Genomic DNA, 20,044 nt, shown 5'->3' with positions numbered 1-20,044 from the left:
CTTTATGACTTGGTCATAAGATATAGTGTAAATCATAGGATATACGTAGATTGGATCATAAGGTGGTGCTCGCGATCGAACGCCTTCCCAAAAGACAACGCCAGCAGCAACTGGCGAAAGCTATTGAACAAAATCCTTTCATCACCGACGAGGAGTTGACTCGGCTGTTTCAGGTCAGCATTCAGACGATTCGTCTGGATCGGCTCGAGCTCGGGATTCCGGAGCTGCGCGAGCGGATGAAGCTGATGGCCGAGCAGTCTTACGACCAAGTGCGTTCGCTGCCGCTTCACGAGGTGATCGGGGACGTCATCGACTTGCAGCTCGACAAGAGCGGGATATCGATGTTTGAAATTAAAGAGGAGCATGTGTTCTCGCGAACGAAAATCGCGCGGGGCCACCACATCTTCTCGCAAGCCAATTCGCTTGCCGTGGCGCTCATTAACGATCAGGTCGCATTGACGGCGGCCGCGGACATCAGGTTCGTCCGTCCGGTTCGCCTTTCCGAAAAATGTATTGCCAAAGCATATGTACGTTCCATCTCCAAAGGCAAAGCTAAGGTGGAAGTGTTTACTTACGTTGGCGACGAAGTGGTGTTCCAAGGCAATTTTATTATTTATCACGCGAGCAAAGACCGCTCCGAAGGAGGAGAACTGCATGCGGATAGCGATTGACGCGATGGGCGGGGACCACGCCCCTGCGGCGCAAGTGGAAGGCGCGCTGCTGGCGGCTGCGGAATGGTCCGATACGACCGTCGTGCTCGTGGGAGACAGCGCCCGAATCGAACCGCTGCTTCAAGGCAGGAAGCCGGCGAATGTGGAGGTCCGTCATGCCTCGGAAATCATCGAAGCCGAAGACGAACCGGTGAAAGCCGTCCGGCGCAAGAAGGACGCTTCGATGGTAATCGCCGGGCGTATGGTAAAAGACCGCGAGGTCGACGCGATGATCTCGGCCGGCAATACCGGCGCGCTGATGACGACGGGGCTGCTCGTGGTCGGCCGGATTAAAGGGATTGAGCGTCCGGCGCTCGCTCCGATGCTGCCGTCGCTGGACGGCGAAGGGGTGCTTGCGCTGGACTTGGGCGCGAATATGGACGCGACGCCCGAACAGCTTGTGCAATATGCGATTATGGGCAGCATCTATCGCAGCAAGGTACATGGCCTGAAGGAGCCGCGTGTAGGCTTGCTTAACGTCGGTACCGAAGCGATGAAAGGCAATGAACTTACGAAAGCGGCGTACCCGCTGCTGGAACAGGCGCCGGTTCGATTCGTCGGCAACATCGAGTCGCGCGACATCTTGAAGAAGCCATGCGACGTGATCGTCTGCGACGGCTTCGCCGGCAACATTATGCTGAAATCGCTGGAAGGAGCGGCTTCGGTCATTTTTTCCGTGCTCAAAACGGAATTCACGCGCACGTGGTATACGAAATTGGCCGCAGCTGTCGTGAAGAAGGGAATCGGGCAGTTCCGGAAAAAGATGGACTACAACGAGCACGGGGCGGCGCCTCTGCTCGGCGTGGACGGGCTCGTGCTGAAAAGCCACGGCTCTTCCAACGCGCTCGCCATCAAGAATGCCGTGCGCCAAGCGCGCATTGCGGTTTCGAACGAACTGGTCAGCAGTATACGGGTGGAAATCAGTAACGGAAGCGAGTGACCTAAGATGAGTTTATTGCCTGTCGGCATCATCGGTACGGGTAAATATGTGCCTGAACGGGTGTTAACCAATCAGGAGCTGGAACAAATGGTGGAAACGAACGATGAATGGATCGTCTCCCGGACGGGCATCCGCGAACGCCGGCTCGCGTCGAGTGAGCAAGCAACGTCGGATTTGGCGTACGAGGCGGCGCTCATCGCCCTGCGCAATGCGGGCGTGAGCGCCGAGAATCTCGACTTGATTATCGTGGCGACGGTGACGCCGGACATGTCTTTTCCGTCCACCTCCTGCATTTTGCAGGAGAAGCTGGGCGCCAAGAAGGCGGCTGCGTTCGACCTGTCCGCGGCCTGCTCCGGTTTTATATACGGTCTCGCGACCGGCTCGAACTTTATAGCGACCGGCGTGTACAAGAATGTGCTTGTCGTGGGAGCGGAATGCTTGTCCAGGATTACGGATTACACGGACCGCAACACCTGCATTTTGTTCGGGGACGGGGCAGGCGCGGTCGTGCTCGGCCAAGTGCCGGAAGGACGCGGTTTCAAATCGTTCGAGCTGGGCGCCGACGGCACCGGCGGTCCGCTGCTGAGGGTAGCCGCCGGGGGCTCACGCTGTCCGGCAACGCCGGAGACGCTTCAAGGCAAAGATCATTTCATCTATATGGCCGGAGCGGAAGTGTTCAAATTCGCCGTTCGCATTATGGGTGGTGCGGCGGAAGAAGCGCTTCGCAAAGCGGGTCTGGAGAAGAGCGACATCGATCTGCTCGTTCCGCATCAAGCGAACATCCGGATTATTCAATCGTCGCTGCAGCGTCTGGAGCTCAGCGAAGACAAGTGCATGATCAACTTGGATAAATACGGCAACATGTCAGCAGCCTCGATCCCGGTGGCTTTGGCGGAAGCCGTGGAAGCGGGACGGGTCCGGGAAGGCGACTGCGTCGTGCTTGTCGGGTTCGGCGGCGGTTTGACTTGGGGCGCATCCGTGCTGATTTGGTAACAACGCGATCGTAAGGGGTCAATCGTTGAAGGAGGCTTTCTGATGGGGAAATTGGCATTTGTGTTTCCGGGACAAGGGGCGCAGGCGGTCGGCATGGGCAAAGACATCGTCGAAGCCGACCCGGAGGCGAAACGCGTATATGAGGCTGCGGATGAAGCGCTTGGTATGGCGTTAAGCCGCATTATCCTGGAAGGACCGGAGGCCGAGCTGAAGGCGACGTACAACACGCAGCCGGCGCTCTTGACGACGAGTATCGCTTACCTGGAACGCTTCCAGGCGCGCTACGGCTTGAAGCCGGATTATGTCGCCGGCCACAGTCTGGGCGAATACTCGGCGCTGGTGGCGGCGGGCGTTATGAGCTTCGCCGATGCGGTGCGCACCGTGCGGGCGCGCGGGGAGTTCATGGAAGCCGCCGTGCCGAGCGGACAAGGGGCCATGGCGGCCGTTCTCGGCGCGGACCGCGAAGCGCTGAAGTCGCTGTGCGCGTCAATCAGCGGCGAAGCTGGCATCGTTGAACTGGCGAACTTGAACTGCCCCGGCCAAATTGTCGTATCCGGCAGTGTGGCGGGCGTTCAGGCCGTCGGCGAGCGGGGCAAAGAGGCGGGCGCCAAACGGGTTATTCCGCTTGAAGTAAGCGGTCCGTTCCACTCTTCCATGATGCGTCCGGCTTCGGCGAAGCTGGCCGGGGTGTTGTCCGGCATCGAGATGGCGCGCGCTGCAATTCCCGTTGTCGCTAACGTCAACGCCCGGCCGGTACAGGATCCGGCGGAAATCCGCAGCCTGCTCGTGGAGCAAGTATACAACTCCGTCCTGTGGGAAGACAGCGTAGTCTGGTTGATCGCCGAAGGCGTGGATACGTTCGTCGAATTCGGCAGCGGCAGCGTGCTGGCGGGTCTGATCAAAAAAATCGACCGCAGCGTTACGGTGCATTCGATTAACAGCTTGGAAGCGCTCGAGAAATTTCAAATCGAATCCGTGTGACCCCAGGGGTTGGGGGTGCTTAGGATCGGAGTTCCGCGAATCTGGGAGGGATAACGTATGCTTACGGGAAAAGTGGCGCTCGTGACGGGCGCATCGCGCGGGATCGGCCGCGCCATCGCGGTTACGCTTGCCGAAGCGGGCGCCGATGTCGTCGTCAATTATGCGGGCAGCGAAGCGGCGGCGGCGGAGACGGTCGCGCTGATCGAGGCTCTCGGACGCCGTTCGTTCAAGGTGCGGGCGAATGTCGGTTCTTCGCAGGAAGTGGACGAGATGTTCAAGCAAGTGCTGGAGACGTTCGGCCGCATCGACATTCTGGTCAACAACGCCGGCATTACGCGCGACAATTTGATCATGCGCATGAAAGAGGAAGAGTTCGACCAAGTGATCGAAACGAACCTTAAAGGCGTGTTTAATTGTGTGAAAGCGGCGACGCGTCCGATGATGAAACAGCGTTCCGGCCGCATCATCAACATTTCGTCGGTCGTCGGCGCGCTCGGCAACGCGGGACAGGCGAATTACGTGGCGGCCAAAGCCGGCGTCATCGGGATGACGAAGGCGACTGCGAAGGAGTTGTCCTCCCGCGGCATAACGGTCAACTGTGTTGCTCCGGGCTTTATCGAGACCGACATGACCGACAAGCTGTCCGAAGAACTGCGCTCCGGCTTGCTTCAGCAAATTCCGCTCGCCCGTCTCGGGAAGCCGGAAGATATCGCGAAAGCGGTGCGGTTCCTGGCGTCCGACGATGCGTCTTACATGACCGGCCAAACGATACACGTCGACGGCGGCATGTATATGTAACGGACGCCACGGCAACAATGAGCAAAGGTATTCGGTCGTAAACGCCCGATTTCGGGCGATATGCGTCGAAAACGGAAGTCCTCGTGTTTTTTTAACTGCGATTGGGGCTGGCTATGGCAATTTGTCCATAAGTTAAGTATAATACCAAAGAGGAGGTGAACCGGATGTCCGACGTAATAGATCGCGTAAAGCGAATCGTCGTTGACCGTCTTGGCGTTGATGAGGCGGAAGTGACCTTGGAAGCATCGTTTAAAGATGATTTAGGTGCCGATTCTCTCGATGTAGTGGAGTTGGTTATGGAATTGGAAGATGAGTTTGATATGGAAATCTCTGACGAAGACGCAGAGAAAATCACTACTGTAGGTCAAGTAGTTGAGTACATAAAATCTCATACGTAAGACGTATAAGTCCCGTTACTGTTAAGCGACGGGACTTATCTCCATCTCCGCCTAACGAGGAGCGAAGCCCGGTATATAAGCGCTCTCCTGTTTGACGTAATTGGCTACTAATTCTGGTGAAAACGAGAATCGGACGATGCCGGTCTCGGTGCAACCATATTCATAGAGGTGGGTTTATAGTGAAGCAAAGAGTCGTGATAACCGGTCTTGGTGTTATGTCCGCGCTCGGCCGCGAAGTGGAAACGTTCTGGTCGAACTTGCTTGCGGGGAAATCCGGGGTCAGCACCATCGAATCGTTCGATGTAAGCGAGTACCCTACACGGATTGCTGCAGAAATTAAAGACTTCGTTGTTGAAGAATATGTGGATAAGAAAGAAGCGCGCCGCATGGACCGTTTCGTTCAGTTCGCCGTTGCGGCGACGCTGAATGCGTTGAAGGACGCGCAGCTCGACGTTCGCGAGCAAACCGATCCCGAACGCGTCGGGGTGTATGTCGGCTCGGGAATCGGCGGTTTGTCGACATGGGAAGAGCAGCACAAGATTTTGCTTGAAAAAGGACCGAAACGCGTCAGTCCGTTCTTCATTCCGATGATGATCGCGAACATGGCATCGGGCCAAATTTCGATGATCACCGGCGCAAAAGGCCCGAACAGCACGGCGGTTACGGCTTGCGCAACGGGAACGCACTCGATCGGCGACGCCTACAAAACGATCCAGCACGGCGATGCCGATGTGATGATTTGCGGCGGTGCGGAAGCGACGATCAGTCCGACGGGCGTGGCCGGCTTCTGTGCGCTGCGCGCCATGTCTACCCGCAACGACGAGCCGGAGAAGGCGAGCCGGCCGTTCGATACAGGCCGCGACGGCTTCGTGATGGGGGAAGGGGCCGGGATTTTGATTCTGGAGTCGCTGGAGCATGCGCAGAAGCGCGGCGCCCGTATTTACGGCGAAGTGATCGGATACGGGATGAGCGGCGATGCGTACCATATGACCGATCCTGATCCGGACGGCGCGGCCCGCTGCATGGTGAAAGCGGTCAAGGACGCCGGTATTCCATTTGAAGCGATCGATTACATCAATGCGCACGGCACGTCGACCCCGGTCGGGGACAGGTCTGAAACGACCGCGATCAAGAAAGCGTTCGGCGACCATGCCTACAAGCTGGCGGTCAGCTCGACCAAATCGATGACGGGTCATCTGCTTGGGGCGGCCGGCGGTGTCGAAGCGCTGATCTGCGCGCTCGCGTTGAAGAACAGCATTATTCCACCGACGATCAACCTCGACAATCAAGATCCGGAATGCGATCTGGATTACGTGCCGAACACGGCGCGTCCGGCGGATCTCGGCATCGTGATGTCCAACTCGTTCGGCTTCGGCGGCCACAACGCCACCATCATTTTGAAAAAATACGAGGCGTAACTTGCCTCACCAGAATTTGATCCTGCACGATGTTTAATGGGGCTGGGCGAGCTTGGCGGAAGTTACGCATTAGGCGCCCAGCCTCATAACCAATAGCCTATACGAAGGTGATACGACATGCATCGTAATTTAAAACAGTTGCAATCGGAGCTGTCCATCCCGTTTGGGAATCCGGACCTGCTAAGGCAGGCGTTTACGCATTCGTCCTACGTGAACGAGCACCGCATGGGTCATCATAAGGACAATGAGCGCATTGAATTTTTGGGAGACGCGGTGTTGGAACTTACGGTATCCGAATATTTATATGAGAAATACCCGGACCGGACAGAAGGAGAATTGACGAAGCTGAGAGCTTCAATCGTTTGCGAACCTTCGCTCGTCGGTTTTGCCGAGCAGCTCCAATTCGGTTCTTATGTGCTGCTAGGCAAAGGCGAAGAGCTGACTGGGGGACGCACCCGGCCTGCGCTTTTGGCGGACGTGTTCGAATCGTTCATCGGGGCGCTGTATCTGGACCAGGGACTCGAGGTGGTGCGCATGTTTTTGCAGCGGCATATGTTTCCTTACCTGCCGGAGCAGGGTCGGTTATTGACGGCCGATTACAAAACCTTGCTGCAGGAGCATACGCAGCAGCACAATCTCGGTCCGCTTGAGTACAGAATCGTGGACGAACGCGGACCGGCGCACGAGCGGGTGTTTATCGCCGAAGTGTTTCTGCACGATCGGATGCTCGGGCAAGGGGCGGGGCGCTCCAAGAAAGAAGCGGAGCAGCATGCGGCTGCCGGGGCGCTTGAAGCTTTGAAGGTAAGAACGGTGCAATCGTAAAGCAAGGAGGAGCGGCGGCCGGTGGTCGCCGTTTCTTTTTTGCGGCCCGACCGGGATCGGGGGATCTACGAAGCGCTGAGGATGTGTTACAATAGCCGTAAGAGGTGAGCCAATTTGTTTTTAAAGCGTATTGAGCTTTCGGGTTTCAAATCATTCGCCGACCGCACCGAACTGGAGTTCGTGCAAGGCATTACGGCGGTCGTCGGCCCGAACGGAAGCGGCAAGAGCAACATCTCCGACGGCATCCGCTGGGTGCTCGGGGAGCAAAGTGCGAGATCGCTGCGCGGGGGCAATATGCAGGATGTCATTTTTGCCGGAAGCGATGCGCGTAAAGCGGTCAATTACGGCGAGGTGTCGCTGACGCTGGATAATGCCAGTCAATCGCTGCCGCTTGATTTTAACGAAGTGACCGTGACCCGGCGGGTGCACCGGAGCGGGGAAAGCGAATATTTAATTAATAAACAGCCGTGCCGTTTGAAGGACATCACCGAGCTGTTCATGGATACCGGGATTGGAAAGGAAGCGTACTCGATTATCGGGCAGGGCCGGATCGAGGAAATTTTAAGTACGAAATCGGAGGACCGCCGGGGTATTTTCGAAGAAGCTTCGGGGATCGTCAAATATAAATCGCGGAAGAAGGAAACGGAGAAAAAGCTGCAGGAAACCGAGCAAAACCTGCTTCGGATTCATGATTTGGTGTCGGAGCTCGAGGATCAGCTGGATCCGCTTCGCACGCAATCCGAGAAGGCGATTCGCTTCAAGGAATTGAAGGAAGAGCTGAAGTCGAGCGAAATCGCCATGTACGTGTACCAAATCGAGCAGATTTACGAGACGTGGGCGGATACGAACACGAAGCTGGAGACGTTGAAGCAGTCTCAGCTGGAGCTTGCTGGTTTCGTCAGCGCGCACGATGCGCAGCTTGAGACCGACCGCTGGGAGCTGCGGCGCTTGGAAGAAGTCGTCGAAGGGCTGCAGGCGAGCTTGCTGCAAATCAGTGAGGAGTTCGAGAAATGCGAAGGCCAGGGCGAAGTGCTGAAGGAGCGGAAGAAGAACTACGCTTCGAATCGCGCGCAACTGGAAATTACGGCGAGGCAGCAGGAAGGCCGCTTGGCGGACAAGCAGGCTGAGCTTGGGGAGCTGCGCGGGAAGCTGCAGGCGGTCGCAGGCAGGCTCGCCGAAACGCAAGGGATGCTGCGGGCCGAGGAGGACCGGCTGCTCGGCGTAGCCGGCGGCATCAGCAGCGCCGAAGAAGACCGCTTGAAGACCGAGCTGCTCGAGCTGTTGAACCAAACGGCGAATGCACGCAACGAAGCGCGTTATGCGGAGCAGCAGCTGGAGGCGCTGTCACGGCGCATGGGCCGGCTCGGCGACGAGCACCGCAAATGGCGGGAGCAGCAGGACGGCATTGCGGCGCGTAAAGCTGAGCTGGAGCTCCGGCTCGCGCAAGCGGTCGCCGGCATCGAGGAGGTACGTAACCGTTATTTGCAGGTGAACCAAGGTCTGCGCGCGAAGCAGACGCTTTCGGACGAAACGCAGGCGACGGTGCGCAAGTGGGAGCAAAAGCTGGATGCGCTTATTTCACGGCGGGACACGATGAACGAAATGGCCAGCGATTACGACGGCTTCATGCACGGGGTTAAGGAAGTGCTGAAGGCCAAAAGCCGCGGCGATCTTCGCGGGATACGCGGCGCCGTGGCCGAGCTTGTGAAAGTGCCTGCCCAGGTGGAAGTGGCGATGGAGACCGCACTCGGCGGGGCGCTGCAGCATGTCGTCGTCGAGAGCGAGGCGGAAGGCCGCGAAGCGATCGCCTTCCTGAAGCGCCGTCAGCTCGGACGCGCCACGTTCCTGCCGCTTGATGTCATCCGCGGGCGTTCCATTCCGGACAGCGAACAGCGCGCCATTCAAGGCATGGACGGCTTCGTCGGCATAGCGGTCGATCTCGTGCAGTTTGAGGAGACGTACCGGCATATCGTCGGCAGCTTGCTCGGCAATGTGATCGTCGCCCAGACGCTTGAGGTGGCGAACCGCATTGCGGCGCGCGTTCAATACCGTTACCGCGTCGTTACGCTGGAGGGGGACGTCGTCAACCCCGGCGGTTCGATGACCGGGGGAAGCCAGCAGAAGAAAACGACCAGCTTGCTCAGCCGTAAGCGGCAAATCGAGGAGATGGATAAAGAAATCGCCGTCTCCCAGTCGCAGCTGCGCGAGCTGCGTGCGAAATCGGAAGCGATGCGGCAGGAAGTCGCCGATGCGAACAAAGAGCTGGACGAGCTTCGCGCTCTTGGGGAAACCCGGCGCATCGAGGAGCAGCAAATTCGCGCATCGCTTGCGCCGCTTGACAGCGAAGCGAAGCAGGCGGCCGAGCAGCTGGAGCTGTACGGGGCCGACGATGAGTCGCTCTCGGCGGAACGCACGGAGCTGGAGCGCAAACGCGCTGCCGCCCTGGAAGCATTGGAGCGTCTTGCGAAGGAGGAGGCCGATCTGCAGCAAGCGATCCGGGATGCGGAAGTTCGCCGGAAGGCAAGCGAGTTCGCCAAGGAAGAGCTGCAGTCGCAGCTGACCGATCTGAAAGTGAAGGTCGCCTCCCAAATGCAGGAGAAGCAATCGCTCCAAGAGCAGGAACGCCGGATGTCGGCGGAGCTGGAGTCGATCCGGACCGAGCTGGAAGCATGCCGTTCTGCGCTACGGCAGCTGGAAGCGGACATGGACAATCATGATCAGGCGACGATTCGACAGATTGAGCAGCTGAACGAATTAAAGCTGAAGAAGCAAGAGGTCGCCGAACAGCTGGACATGAAACGGGCCGAACGGGCAAGCGGCGTGGCCAAGCTGGAAGCGGAGGAGAACAAGACGAAGGAGCAGCGCAACGAGCTGCGTGCGGTCGAGGAGCAGCTGAGGCAAACCGAGGTTCGGGTGAACCGGTTGGATGTCGAGCTCGAGAACTTGTTGAAGAAGCTGTCCGAGGACTACGAATTGAGCTACGAGCTGGCGAAGGAGCGGTTTCCGGTGCCGGAGGACGTGCTCGGTACGCAAAACAAGGTGCGCGACCTGAAACGCGAAATTTCGATTTTAGGCGATGTCAACTTGGGGGCGATCGAGGAGTATCAGCGCGTCAATGAACGGTTCCAGTTTTTGTCGGAGCAGAAGAACGACTTGGTTGAGGCCAAGACGGCGCTGTATGCGGTCATCCGCGAGATGGACGAAGAAATGGCGAAGCGATTCCGCACAACGTTCGACGCGATCCGCTCTCACTTCGTCGTCGTGTTCGCGAAGCTGTTCGGCGGCGGCCGCGCGGATCTGATCTTGTCCGAGCCGGATAACCTGCTCGATACGGGCATCGAAATCGTCGCTCAGCCTCCCGGCAAAAAGCTGCAAAACCTGCAGTTGCTGTCCGGCGGCGAGCGTGCGCTGACTGCGATCGCGCTGCTGTTCTCGATCATCCGCGTCAAGCCGGTGCCGTTCTGCGTGCTCGATGAGGTGGAGGCGGCGCTGGACGAAGCGAACGTCACTCGTTTCGCCGAATATTTGCGCGAGTTTTCGCAGCAAACGCAGTTTATCGTGGTGACGCACCGCAAAGGCACGATGGAGGAAGCCGATGTGTTGTACGGCGTGACGATGGAGGAAGGCGGCGTGTCCAAGCTCGTGTCCGTCCGGCTGGAGGAAGACGAAGCGATTATGGAGGCCGGCTGATCCGGGCTAGCAGGCTCGCCCTTCCCGGGTGCGGCTCCCGGCCTGGTAGCTTCCTTCGGCACGTTTGGCGGAAATAGCGGAACTGTGGTATCTTAATTTACGCCGATAACCGAAGAAGATTCGCTTATTTTACATAAAAGGTGGATGGTTTCGTGAGTTTTTTTAAACGATTGAAGGAAAGCATTTCGTCCAAAGCCGAGGCGGTGACGAGCAAGTTTAAAGAAGGGCTTGCCAAGACGCGGGATGTGTTCGTCGAACGGGTCGAGGATTTGTTCACGCGCCGGAAAAAAATCGACGAGGAGTTTTACGAGGAGCTTGAAGAGATTCTGATCGGGGCGGACGTTGGCGTAAATACGGTGCTGAAGCTGATCGAGGAGCTGCGCGCCGAGGTGCGTAAACGCAAAATTGAGAGCCCGAGCGAGCTGCAGCCGATTTTGTCGGAGAAGATCATCGCCCTGCTGAAGGGGGAAGAGCACGCCGCATTGAACATGGCTGCCAGCGGGCTGACGGTCATTCTGTTTGTCGGCGTCAACGGTGTCGGCAAGACGACGACGATCGGCAAGATGGCGCATATGCTCAAGTCGGAAGGCAAGAACGTTCTGCTTGCCGCGGGCGACACGTTCCGTGCCGGTGCGATCGAGCAGCTTGAAGAATGGGGGAGGCGCGTCGGCGTCGACGTCATCAAGCAGCAGGCCGGGTCCGATCCGGCGGCGGTCATGTTCGATGCGCTGCAAGCGGCCAAGTCGCGAGGCGTCGACGTGCTGCTGTGCGATACGGCGGGACGGCTTCAGAACAAAGTGAATCTGATGGAAGAGCTGAATAAAATATTCCGCATCATCCGCCGGGAGGTGCCGGATGCGCCGCACGAAGTGCTGCTTGTGCTCGACGCGACGACCGGTCAGAACGCGCTGATGCAAGCGAAGCTGTTCGACGAGAAGTCCGGGCTAACCGGTCTCGTCCTGACGAAGCTGGACGGGACGGCCAAGGGCGGTATCGTCGTGGCGATTCGTCAAGAGCTGAAGCTGCCGGTGAAATTCGTCGGCCTCGGCGAGAAGATGGACGATCTGCAGCCGTTCGACTCCGATCAGTTCGTACACGCGTTGTTTAACAAATGGGTGGAAGCGGAGAAGGAAGAGACGTCCCAAAGTTAGCAGTGAACAGGCGGAAGCCTGCTGCCGAGACCAAACCGTGGATGGGCCGGGGCCTGTCCGTGTGTATATCTTGGGCGCTGGCGGAGAGCAATCCGAAAGCAGAGAACAGTCTGGTTGCAATTGGAGAGCAGTCGGCGCGAGCCCGGCATCAGCCTGAGGAGCCATCCAACAGTTGACTGAGTGTCCTGCAGGGGCAAGGCGTGCGGCGCGCATCTTCCGCTTATAGCCTGACAAGGAGAAAAGCTTGACATCTGTTGATCGTTTCAGTATGATAAGTGATGTTGTCTGCTGTAAAGTGTTTTACCTTAACGGAGGTGAGGCGCGGATGTCGGAAGAGAGCGTCCTCCAGAAAACCAATCGGATCAACCTGCTGTTCGATTTTTATGAACGTCTGCTGACCGAGAAGCAGCAAGTGTTTATGAAGCATTATTTTCACGACGATTATTCGCTCGGGGAAATCGCAACGGAGTTCAATATTAGCCGCCAAGCGGTCTACGAACATATAAAGCGTGCCGAATCCGTGCTTGAAGAGTACGAATCGAAGCTGAATCTGCTCGTCAAGCATGAGGAGCGCGGACGGCTATTGGAGCGAATGACCGCTCTAGCGGACGCGCTGCCCGACGATGAGAAGCGTCAGCTGCTTGAGCTGGCGGATCGGCTGCAAACACTCGACTAAACGCGGGGGATATTCCTCCTTAAAGGTGGTGACGACGGATGGCATTCGAAGGATTATCCAACCGGCTGCAAAGCGTCTTCAGCAAGCTGAGAGGCAAAGGAAAGCTGACCGAAGACGATGTCAACGAAGCGCTTCGCGAGGTTCGTCTCGCGCTGCTGGAAGCCGACGTCAACTTTAAAGTCGTGAAAGATTTCGTCGCCAAAGTGAGAGAACGGGCGATCGGCCAAGAAGTGCTGCAAAGCTTTACGCCGGGCATGGTCGTCGTCGATATCGTGAACAAAGAGCTGACCGCGCTGATGGGCGGGACGCAAAGCAAGCTGGCTCGCGCCAACAAGCCGCCGACCGTGATCATGATGGCCGGTTTGCAAGGTGCGGGTAAGACGACGACGACGGGGAAGCTGGCGAAGATGCTTCAGCAGCAAAACCACCGTCCACTGCTTGCGGCGGCGGACATTTACCGGCCGGCTGCGATTAAGCAGCTCCAGGTGCTCGGCGAGCAGCTGAAAATTCCGGTATTCGCGCTGGGCGACAAGGTGAGCCCGGTAGACATCGCGAGGCAAGCGCTGCAGCATGCGAAAGACAATCATAACGATTATTTGATCATCGATACCGCGGGCCGCTTACATATCGACGAGAACTTGATGGACGAGCTGAAGCAAATCGCCCAGGCGGTTAGTCCGGACGAGATTCTTCTGGTCGTGGACGCGATGACCGGACAAGATGCGGTTAACGTAGCCGAAAGCTTCCACAAACAGCTGGAGCTGACCGGTGTCGTGTTGACGAAGCTCGACGGCGATACGCGCGGCGGAGCTGCGTTGTCCGTTAAAGCGGTCACCGGCTGCCCGATCAAATTCGCGGCGATGGGCGAGAAGATGGATGCGCTCGAACCGTTCCATCCGGAGCGGATGGCTTCGCGGATTCTCGGCATGGGCGACATGCTGACGCTGATTGAGAAGGCCCAGGCCGGCATCGACGCGGATAAAGCCAAGGAAATGGAACGCAAGCTGCGGCAGGCGGAATTCACCTTCGACGATTTCCTCGATCAGATGGAACAAGTCAAGAAGCTCGGCCCGCTTGATCAGATCCTGGATATGCTGCCGGGGGCAGGGAAGCTCAAGGGCATGAAGGACGTCAAGGTGGACGACAAGCAAATGGCGCGAATTGCGGCGATTGTGAAGTCGATGACGAAGGAAGAGCGGCAAAATCCGGATTTGCTGAGTCCAAGCCGACGCAAGAGACTGGCTGCTGGCAGCGGCAATTCCGTGCAGGACGTGAACCGGTTCATCAAGCAGTTCGACGATATGCGCAAGATGATGAAGCAGTTCTCCAGTATGATGGGGCCGAAAGGCGCCAAACAGATGAAAAACCTCAAGAAGTTAGGCCGCGGGATGAAGTTCCCGTTCTAAATAGCCGAAAGGCGCGCGGCTTTTACGCCGTTTATCTTATCAGGGAGGTGAATTTTAACATGGCAACTCGCATTCGTCTTAAACGTATGGGCGCTCACAAAGCTCCTTTCTACCGTGTGGTGGTATCGGATTCCCGTTCCCCGCGTGACGGTCGCTTCATCGAAGAAATCGGTACTTACAATCCGGTGGCTCAACCCGCTGTTGTAAATATTGACGAGGAAAAAGCACTGAAATGGCTTCAAAACGGTGCTCAAGCTTCCGATACGGTCCGCAGCCTGTTCAGCAAAGCAGGTATCATGACCAAGTTTCACGAATCCAAACTGCAGAAGTAATCTGTAAGATTCGGAGGGTACGATGAAAGATCTGATTCTCGTAATAGCGAAGAGGCTTGTCGATCATCCGGATGACGTACGTGTGAATACGGTCGAAGACGAACGCAATATTACGTTCGAGCTTTCCGTTCACCCCGACGATGTCGGGAAAGTGATCGGAAAGCAAGGACGCATTGCCAAGGCGCTTCGCACCGTGGTCACTTCTGCTGCAGTGAAGGAATCGAAACGTGTTTCGGTTGAAATCGTATCATAATGGAAATGATGAGGGTTAGGAGCTGCTTCCTAACCCTTTTCTTGTTTAAGGAGGCCCTGAGATTACGATGAGCGAAAAGCTGTATACGGTCGGTAAAATCGTCAATACGCACGGCATTCGCGGCGAATTAAAAATCGTGCCGCAAACCGATTTTGCGGACGAACGCTTCGCCCCTGGCAGCAAGCTGGTGTTCGTCGATCCGAATTCATCGGCGACCTTGCCTGTCACAGTCGAGTCGGCCCGGGAGCATAAAACGATGTTCATTATCCGCTTCCGGGGATTCGGGAATATCAACGAGGTGGAGAAGTACAAAGGCTGGCTGCTGAAGGTCGAGGAAAAATACTTGTCGGAGCTTCCGGAGGGCGAGTTTTATTATCATGAGATCGTCGGCTGTACGGTGGTAACGGAAGAGGGCGAAACGCTCGGGGAAATTACCGAGATTTTATCCCCCGGCGCCAACGACGTGTGGGTCGTGAAACGTCCGAAGGGCAAACCGCTTCTGCTTCCTTACATCGACGACGTCATTTTGGATGTGGATGTCGAAGGGAAGAAAGTGACAGCCCGATTAATGGAAGGCTTGCTCGACCTATGAGGATCGACGTGCTGACGCTGTTTCCGGAGATGTTCGAAGGCGTGTTTACCTCCAGCATTCTCGGCAAGGCGAGAGAGAAAGGGCTTGTAGAGCTCCATACCGTCAACTTTCGGGATTACGCGAACAACAAGCATAACACGGTTGACGATTACCCGTACGGCGGTGGAGGCGGCATGGTGCTGAAGCCCGATCCGATCTTCGCCGCGGTGGAAGACATAACGCCGAAAGACGAAACGAAGCCGAGAGTCATCCTCATGTGCCCGCAGGGCGAGCCTTTTACGCAAAAGAAAGCGGAGGAGCTGTCAGCGGACAAGCATCTGATCTTCATCTGCGGCCACTACGAAGGCTACGACGAACGGATTCGCGAGCATCTGGTAACCGACGAGCTGTCGATCGGCGATTACGTCCTGACTGGCGGCGAGCTGCCGGCCATGGTTGTGATCGATAGTGTCGTGCGGCTGCTGCCCGGCGTCCTGGGTAATGAAATGTCAGCGGTGACGGACTCGTTCAGCACCGGTTTGCTGGAGTATCCGCACTACACCAGGCCTGCCACATTCCGCAATTGGAGCGTGCCGGATGTGCTCATTTCCGGGCATCATGGACATATTGACGAGTGGCGCCGCAAGCAATCGTTGTACCGGACTTGGAAGAAGCGGCCCGATCTGCTGGCAGCTGCCGACCTTACCCCGAAGGATCGCAAGTGGCTGGCGGAATTCGAAGCGGAACGTGATCGGACGGAAGCCGATTGAGGGACTCGTCCGACCGAAATTACATAGGCAAAAAAGCAGGAGAAATCCGGAAGTTCATATTGAATAATGCACGAGTTTATGTTATGATATTTGACGTTGTGGCATTTTGCCACGAGTACGGTGGTCCTCTGCGCGTGACGAATGAAAAGACAGGCATCTTAAGAAGCGGCAAGAACACCTGTGTGGAAGGAGGGAGTCATCCATGAATTTGATTCAAGAGATTACGAAGGAACAGCTTCGCAGCGACATTCCGAACTTTCGTCCTGGCGACACGTTGAAAGTGTATGTTAAGGTTATCGAGGGTTCGCGCGAGCGGATTCAGCTGTTCGAAGGCGTTGTAATTAAACGTCGCGGCGGCGGAATCAGCGAAACGTTCACGGTAAGAAAAATTTCTTACGGTGTCGGCGTTGAAAGAACGTTCCCGATTCATACTCCGAAGATCGACAAGATTGAAGTGGCTCGCCGTGGTAAAGTCCGTCGCGCGAAGCTCTACTATCTGCGCGGCCTTCGCGGTAAAGCAGCAAGAATTCAAGAAATTCGATAAGAAGAACACCGGGGGCTTGTTCAGGCAAGCCCCTGTTCTATTTTTTCAGCACGATGCAAAGGGGTAGAACGCCGATGGAGCAGGGACAGGAACAATCCGTGAAAAAAGCGAATTCGGTCAAGAACGAAGCTTGGGAATGGACGAAGGCGCTGCTGCTGGCGGCAGCTCTTGTGATTATCATACGCTGGCTTATTTGCTCCCCGTTCGTCGTAGAGGGCCCGTCTATGGAGCCGAATTTCTACACGGGCGAAAAAATGATCGTGAACAAAATTTTGTACAAGTTCCGTGAGCCGAAACGCGGCGAAGTGCTCGTATTCCTCGCTCCCGACGGCAGAGACTACATAAAACGCGTCATCGCCTTACCGGGCGATAAAGTCCGGGTAGAGGGCGACAAAGTGTACGTCAACGACACGCAGGTCGAAGAAGCTTATTTGAAGGAAGCGTTGGATGAAGCTGCGAAGAAGGGCGTACCTTATAACCGACTGAACAATTTTGCGGAACAAACTGTGCCCGAAAACAGCTTGTTCGCGATGGGCGACAATCGTTCGAACAGCCTGGACAGCCGGGACAGCCGCGTAGGCTTTGTGCCGTATGATCATATCATTGGACGGGCGGATGTCATTTACTGGCCGCTCGATAAAATCAGCCTGATCCATTAACCGGGTCAGGCTTTATGTATACTTAGGCGAGGTGACGATAACATGACGATTCAATGGTTCCCGGGACATATGACGCGGGCGCGGCGTCAAATTCAAGACAAGCTGAAACTGATCGATCTGGCGATCGAGCTGCTCGATGCGCGCATTCCCCTGTCCAGCCGGAATCCGATGATCGATGAGATTTTACAGAGCAAGCCGCGGCTCGTGCTGTTAAATAAAAGTGATTTGGCCGATCCCGAGGCTACGCGCAGGTGGGTTGAATTTTTTGCCGATCAGGGCCTTCCCGCGCTGCCGATCGACGCCGTAGGGGGCAACCCGTCCCGTGAGATCTTGCTGCGCAGCAAGCAGCTGCTGTCTGCGAAGATCGAGGCGCAGATTCGCAAAGGCATGAATCCGCGCGCGATTCGCGCGCTGATCGTCGGCATACCGAACGTAGGCAAGTCGACGCTGATCAACAAGATGGCCGGCCGCAAGGTGGCGGCGACGGGGGATAAGCCGGGCGTAACGAAAGGGCAGCAGTGGATCAAGGTCGGTACGGAGATGGAGCTGCTCGATACGCCGGGCATTCTATGGCCGAAGTTTGAAGATCAGACAGTCGGGTTCCGACTCGCCGCTACCGGCGCGATCAAAGAAGAAATTTTGCAGCCGGAAGAAATCGCCTTGTTCGCGATGCGATATTTGGTCTCGCGCTACCCGGCAGCGGTGGGGGAGCGGTTCGGCGTCAACGAGGTGCCTGCCGACCCGTCCGATACGGATGCGGTTGTAGCTTTGATGGAAGCGATCGGCCGGAAACGCGGAGCGCTTGTCAGCGGCGGACGCGTCGACCTGGAGAAGGCATCTCTGGCCATCCTGCGCGAGCTTCGGGCAGGCAAGCTGGGGCGGATTACTTTGGAAATGCCGGATGAAGTTCAGGCTTAACTGAAGGAGCAGCAGCCGCAGTAGCATAGAGGGATGACGTTACGGGTAAAGCAAACGGAGAGCCTTCGCCGAGAATGGCGATTTTCTTGCGTAAAACTGCATGCGCAGCAGACCGAGTCCTTGCGCGACGGCGCAATCATAGAAGAGTGAACCCGGCGTTCGAGTCAACGCCGGGCTTTTTCCATATGCTGCGAAAGGCTGCGCGCTCCTATACGAGCAAGACGTTTGCCTGCAGAAGCGTACGTACAGTTCAGGTTTCAGGGATGGTCAGAAGCCGGTGTTCGCGTTATAATGGTACATCATGACAAGTTAGGGAGAGAGTGCGGTTGGATGTCATGCTGGACTATGAACGCAAGTTATGGGAACAAGGGAAAAGGCATATCGCGGGCGTCGATGAGGTCGGCCGGGGATGCTTGTTCGGGGATGTGGTGGCGGCGGCCGTTATTTTGCCGCAAGGGCTTGTCCTGGAGGGTGTGAACGATTCCAAGAAGCTGAGCGAGAAGAAGCGGGAAGCGCTGTTTGACGTAATCCGGCAGCAAGCGCTGGCGATCGGCATCGGCGTCGTCGACGTGGCGACGATCGAGCGAATCAACATCAAGCAGGCGGCGCGGCTGGCTATGAAGAAAGCGGTGGAGCAGCTGCAGCCGGAGCCGGACATGCTGTTGGTCGACGCGGAGAATGTGGACGTCGCTTGCGAACAGCTTGCCGTCATCCATGGGGATGCGTTGAGTCAATCTATTGCGGCGGCGTCGATCATCGCCAAAGTGACAAGAGACCGGATGTGTAAAACCTGGGACCTGGAGTTTCCCGAATACGGTATCGCCATACATAAAGGGTACGCAACCAAGCTGCATCGCGAACGCATTGCCGCTTATGGCGCTTCGCCGCTGCACCGACGAACGTTTTTGAGAAATATCGAATTTGAGCAGCAGGTGTTGTTTTAGTGAAATGTCAAGCAGCTGCTGCCGATATATAGAAGTACCGGAACCGTAAGCCGGCAGGGGCGCGAAGGAAGTGAAGCGTCCCAGGCCGGCTTGTCGTTTAGCTGGCAGAACGTTATGGAGAAGTCGTTAGGACAGGCATTAACAAATAGCAGACATATGCAGCGGCTGCGCGCGCCCGGAACGATTGCACGCAGGCGGATGGGTCGTTCCATGAGCAGCAAGGCGCTTCCGTTTATCGGTTAGGATCATGGCCGAGCTATGATAGGTGAATCGGGATATAGGTTGCGTAATGGGAAATTCTGTTATTTTTTAAAATCCGTTCATTCCGCAGAAATTCAAATACGAGAGTATCGTTATGGTTGGCATGGCAGGTCAGGGAGACGAAGGAGGGGCAGCGGTGAATATTAGCGGGTTGTTACGCGGCTTGATCGGCGACGCTCAGGTTCAAGAGCCGAAGTCCTTGGAACTGAAGGCCGGGCAAGTCGTGAAAGGGATGGTTCTGCAGACGTTCTCGGACCAGGACGCCTTGATCAATATTAGCGGGGTTCAGGTACGCGCGCAATTGGAAGCGCCGTTAAAGCAAGGGGAAGTGACCATGCTGCAGGTGCAGCCGGAGTCGAAGGGCGGTCAAATTGTGTTGAAGCCGCTGCAGACCTCGCAGGTTCAAATAGCCGACGGTTCGCTGGGGGAAGTATTGAAATCGATGGGGATGAGCGACACGCCCGAAAACCGGCAGCTTCTTCAGCTGCTGCATCAGTCCGGCGTTGCATTGTCGAAAGAAACGGTCCAGGCTTTTGCGGCGCTGCAGGCCCGGATGTCTTCCGACATTCCGCAGGAAAACTGGTTGCCGACAGCTGTGATCGCTTATCAAAAAGGTCTTCCGCTGACTCCGGACACCGTAGCTTCTCTAAAACAAGCTGTTCAAGGCCCGCCGCTGCATGAAATGCTGGATCAATTAACGCGCACGGTTGAGAAGGAAGATCAGGGCGGGAAGGCATTGTCTCCGCAGACGCGCGCCTTGGTTGAAGCGGTACGCGTACTGCTGCAGCAGGTCAAAGAGGCCGGCGGCC

20 protein-coding genes and 1 pseudogene are annotated in these 20,044 nt (G+C 56.7%); all 21 read left to right on the top strand.

What is annotated here, in order from left to right:
- Positions 1–62: 62 nt before the first annotated feature.
- Positions 63–671 carry a transcription factor FapR gene (gene fapR / locus FKP33_RS23590; RefSeq protein ID WP_054798551.1) on the top strand — a complete coding sequence of 203 codons (609 nt, stop codon included), beginning with the start codon at positions 63–65 and terminating at the stop codon, positions 669–671.
- The gene (gene plsX, locus FKP33_RS23585) at positions 655–1,650 is read left to right on the top strand and encodes a phosphate acyltransferase PlsX (RefSeq protein WP_127604600.1); all 996 of its coding nucleotides are present in this window, start codon (positions 655–657) and stop codon (positions 1,648–1,650) included. The genes fapR and plsX overlap by 17 nt, the downstream gene beginning before the upstream one ends.
- A gap of 6 nt (positions 1,651–1,656) precedes the next feature.
- Positions 1,657–2,643 (top strand): beta-ketoacyl-ACP synthase III, encoded by a 987-nt coding sequence (locus FKP33_RS23580; protein ID WP_127604598.1) that lies wholly within the window; start codon positions 1,657–1,659, stop codon positions 2,641–2,643.
- A gap of 42 nt (positions 2,644–2,685) precedes the next feature.
- Positions 2,686–3,624: an ACP S-malonyltransferase gene (gene fabD, locus FKP33_RS23575; RefSeq protein WP_141336514.1), complete on the top strand. Its 939-nt coding sequence runs from the start codon at positions 2,686–2,688 to the stop codon at positions 3,622–3,624.
- 57 nt (positions 3,625–3,681) lie between these two features.
- The gene (gene fabG, locus FKP33_RS23570; protein ID WP_054798548.1) at positions 3,682–4,422 is read left to right on the top strand and encodes a 3-oxoacyl-[acyl-carrier-protein] reductase; all 741 of its coding nucleotides are present in this window, start codon (positions 3,682–3,684) and stop codon (positions 4,420–4,422) included.
- Positions 4,423–4,586: 164 nt separating this feature from the next.
- Positions 4,587–4,820 (top strand): acyl carrier protein, encoded by a 234-nt coding sequence (acpP, locus tag FKP33_RS23565; protein ID WP_141336513.1) that lies wholly within the window; start codon positions 4,587–4,589, stop codon positions 4,818–4,820.
- 179 nt (positions 4,821–4,999) lie between these two features.
- Complete coding sequence (gene fabF / locus FKP33_RS23560) at positions 5,000–6,238, top strand: beta-ketoacyl-ACP synthase II (protein WP_141336512.1); 1,239 nt, start codon at positions 5,000–5,002, stop codon at positions 6,236–6,238.
- Between the two features lie 117 nt (positions 6,239–6,355).
- Complete coding sequence (gene rnc, locus FKP33_RS23555) at positions 6,356–7,060, top strand: ribonuclease III (RefSeq protein ID WP_127604592.1); 705 nt, start codon at positions 6,356–6,358, stop codon at positions 7,058–7,060.
- 114 nt (positions 7,061–7,174) lie between these two features.
- Positions 7,175–10,750: a chromosome segregation protein SMC gene (gene smc, locus FKP33_RS23550; protein WP_141336511.1), complete on the top strand. Its 3,576-nt coding sequence runs from the start codon at positions 7,175–7,177 to the stop codon at positions 10,748–10,750.
- Between the two features lie 152 nt (positions 10,751–10,902).
- Positions 10,903–11,901: a signal recognition particle-docking protein FtsY gene (ftsY, locus tag FKP33_RS23545; RefSeq protein WP_127604588.1), complete on the top strand. Its 999-nt coding sequence runs from the start codon at positions 10,903–10,905 to the stop codon at positions 11,899–11,901.
- A 325-nt stretch (positions 11,902–12,226) separates the two neighbouring features.
- On the top strand, positions 12,227–12,577 hold the full coding sequence (locus tag FKP33_RS23540; RefSeq protein WP_054798472.1) for a putative DNA-binding protein: 351 nt from the start codon (positions 12,227–12,229) through the stop codon (positions 12,575–12,577).
- A 38-nt stretch (positions 12,578–12,615) separates the two neighbouring features.
- Positions 12,616–13,983, top strand: a complete 1,368-nt coding sequence (gene ffh, locus FKP33_RS23535) for a signal recognition particle protein (RefSeq protein ID WP_054800296.1) — start codon at positions 12,616–12,618, stop codon at positions 13,981–13,983.
- 59 nt (positions 13,984–14,042) lie between these two features.
- Positions 14,043–14,315: a 30S ribosomal protein S16 gene (gene rpsP / locus FKP33_RS23530; protein WP_054798473.1), complete on the top strand. Its 273-nt coding sequence runs from the start codon at positions 14,043–14,045 to the stop codon at positions 14,313–14,315.
- A 22-nt stretch (positions 14,316–14,337) separates the two neighbouring features.
- Positions 14,338–14,568: a KH domain-containing protein gene (locus tag FKP33_RS23525; protein ID WP_054800297.1), complete on the top strand. Its 231-nt coding sequence runs from the start codon at positions 14,338–14,340 to the stop codon at positions 14,566–14,568.
- Between the two features lie 67 nt (positions 14,569–14,635).
- Positions 14,636–15,160, top strand: coding sequence for a ribosome maturation factor RimM (gene rimM, locus FKP33_RS23520; protein ID WP_141336510.1), 525 nt, complete (start codon positions 14,636–14,638; stop codon positions 15,158–15,160).
- Positions 15,157–15,909, top strand: a complete 753-nt coding sequence (trmD, locus tag FKP33_RS23515) for a tRNA (guanosine(37)-N1)-methyltransferase TrmD (RefSeq protein ID WP_054800298.1) — start codon at positions 15,157–15,159, stop codon at positions 15,907–15,909. The genes rimM and trmD overlap by 4 nt, the downstream gene beginning before the upstream one ends.
- A 202-nt stretch (positions 15,910–16,111) precedes the next feature.
- On the top strand, positions 16,112–16,453 hold the full coding sequence (gene rplS, locus FKP33_RS23510) for a 50S ribosomal protein L19 (protein WP_054800300.1): 342 nt from the start codon (positions 16,112–16,114) through the stop codon (positions 16,451–16,453).
- Between the two features lie 74 nt (positions 16,454–16,527).
- Positions 16,528–17,112, top strand: a complete 585-nt coding sequence (lepB, locus tag FKP33_RS23505) for a signal peptidase I (RefSeq protein WP_230876013.1) — start codon at positions 16,528–16,530, stop codon at positions 17,110–17,112.
- Positions 17,113–17,154: 42 nt separating this feature from the next.
- Positions 17,155–18,030 (top strand): ribosome biogenesis GTPase YlqF, encoded by an 876-nt coding sequence (gene ylqF, locus FKP33_RS23500; RefSeq protein ID WP_141336509.1) that lies wholly within the window; start codon positions 17,155–17,157, stop codon positions 18,028–18,030.
- A gap of 320 nt (positions 18,031–18,350) precedes the next feature.
- The gene (locus FKP33_RS23495) at positions 18,351–18,974 is read left to right on the top strand and encodes a ribonuclease HII (RefSeq protein WP_306439391.1); all 624 of its coding nucleotides are present in this window, start codon (positions 18,351–18,353) and stop codon (positions 18,972–18,974) included.
- A 397-nt stretch (positions 18,975–19,371) separates the two neighbouring features.
- Positions 19,372–20,044, top strand: a pseudogene (locus FKP33_RS23490) (hypothetical protein); the annotation flags it as partial.

The organism is Paenibacillus sp. tmac-D7 (assembly GCF_006519665.1).
GTDB classification, from domain to species: Bacteria; Bacillota; Bacilli; order Paenibacillales; family NBRC-103111; genus Paenibacillus_G; species Paenibacillus_G validus.
This window is presented reverse-complemented; position numbering and strand designations above follow the sequence as displayed.